Annotated in this window: 11 tRNA genes; all 11 read right to left on the reverse strand. The window is 49.8% G+C overall.

Features of this window, described 5'->3' with window-relative positions:
- Positions 1–41: 41 nt before the first annotated feature.
- A tRNA-His gene (locus AWJ19_RS01785) sits at positions 42–117 on the reverse strand.
- A 25-nt stretch (positions 118–142) separates the two neighbouring features.
- A tRNA-Trp gene (locus AWJ19_RS01790) sits at positions 143–216 on the reverse strand.
- Between the two features lie 5 nt (positions 217–221).
- Positions 222–307, reverse strand: a tRNA-Tyr gene (locus tag AWJ19_RS01795).
- Between the two features lie 5 nt (positions 308–312).
- Positions 313–388 (reverse strand) — tRNA-Thr (locus tag AWJ19_RS01800).
- Positions 389–408: 20 nt separating this feature from the next.
- A tRNA-Phe gene (locus AWJ19_RS01805) sits at positions 409–484 on the reverse strand.
- A 19-nt stretch (positions 485–503) separates the two neighbouring features.
- Positions 504–581, reverse strand: a tRNA-Asp gene (locus AWJ19_RS01810).
- Positions 582–589: 8 nt separating this feature from the next.
- A tRNA-Met gene (locus AWJ19_RS01815) sits at positions 590–663 on the reverse strand.
- A gap of 17 nt (positions 664–680) precedes the next feature.
- Positions 681–756: transfer RNA gene (locus tag AWJ19_RS01820), tRNA-Val, on the reverse strand.
- A gap of 68 nt (positions 757–824) precedes the next feature.
- Positions 825–899 (reverse strand) — tRNA-Glu (locus tag AWJ19_RS01825).
- Positions 900–925: 26 nt separating this feature from the next.
- Positions 926–1,015, reverse strand: a tRNA-Ser gene (locus AWJ19_RS01830).
- Between the two features lie 3 nt (positions 1,016–1,018).
- Positions 1,019–1,094, reverse strand: a tRNA-Asn gene (locus tag AWJ19_RS01835).
- Positions 1,095–1,207: the final 113 nt, after the last annotated feature.

Here is a 1,207-nt window from a genome sequence, read left to right on the forward strand (position 1 = left end):
AACTGATATTACATTGAGTTAAATGAATACTTGTAAAGTAATGGGGCGGCCGATGGGTCTCGAACCCACGAATGCCGGAACCACAATCCGGTGCGTTAACCCCTTCGCCACGGCCGCCATATTAAGCTTTAAAGTATTTCATTGGCAGGGGCAGCAGGAATTGAACCCACACCAACGGTTTTGGAGACCGTTGTTCTACCTTTAAACTATGCCCCTAAAGATGGTGGAGGCTGATGGATTCGAACCACCGAACACGTACGTGAGCAGATTTACAGTCTGATGCGTTTGGCCACTTCGCTAAGCCTCCACAGATGGTGCCGGCGAGAGGACTTGAACCCCCAACCTACTGATTACAAGTCAGTTGCTCTACCAATTGAGCTACACCGGCATATTCTTTTGTAATAATCATGGTGGCGCGGGAGGGAATCGAACCCCCGACACAAGGATTTTCAGTCCTTTGCTCTACCGACTGAGCTACCGAGCCAAGAAAATTGTAATACTAATGGCGGAACCGACGGGATTCGAACCCGCGATCTCCTGCGTGACAGGCAGGCATGTTAGGCCAACTACACCACGGTTCCATAATTAATTGCGGGGGCAGGATTTGAACCTGCGGCCTTCGGGTTATGAGCCCGACGAGCTACCGGGCTGCTCCACCCCGCGTCAGTAAAAAGTATATATGGTGGAGGCTGAGGGGATCGAACCCCCGACCCTCTGCTTGTAAGGCAGATGCTCTCCCAGCTGAGCTAAGCCTCCATCAAAACCAGCAACTTTTATATCATATCATTTTCCCTCAATAAAGTCAAGCTTTATTTAAGGAATAATGGTGACCCGTAGGGGATTCGAACCCCTGTTACCTCCGTGAAAGGGAGGTGTCTTAACCCCTTGACCAACGGGCCATGCAATAAACAATTTAGAAAAGCAACGGAGAGAGAGGGATTCGAACCCTCGAGACGCTTGTGGCGCCTACACGATTTCCAATCGTGCTCCTTCGGCCAAACTCGGACACCTCTCCAGATGGCTCCCCGAACAGGACTCGAACCTGTGACAACTCGATTAACAGTCGAGTGCTCTACCAACTGAGCTATCAGGGAATATAAATACCAGGCTTGATCACCTGAAAACTGAATCCGAAACGAATCTGCGATTTAATTATTGGATAAGCCCTCGACCGATTAGTATTGGTCAGCTCCATGCATTGCTGCAC

Origin of the sequence: Paenibacillus sp. DMB5 (genome assembly GCF_001517085.1) — a bacterium.
GTDB lineage: Bacteria > Bacillota > Bacilli > Paenibacillales > Paenibacillaceae > Paenibacillus_AQ.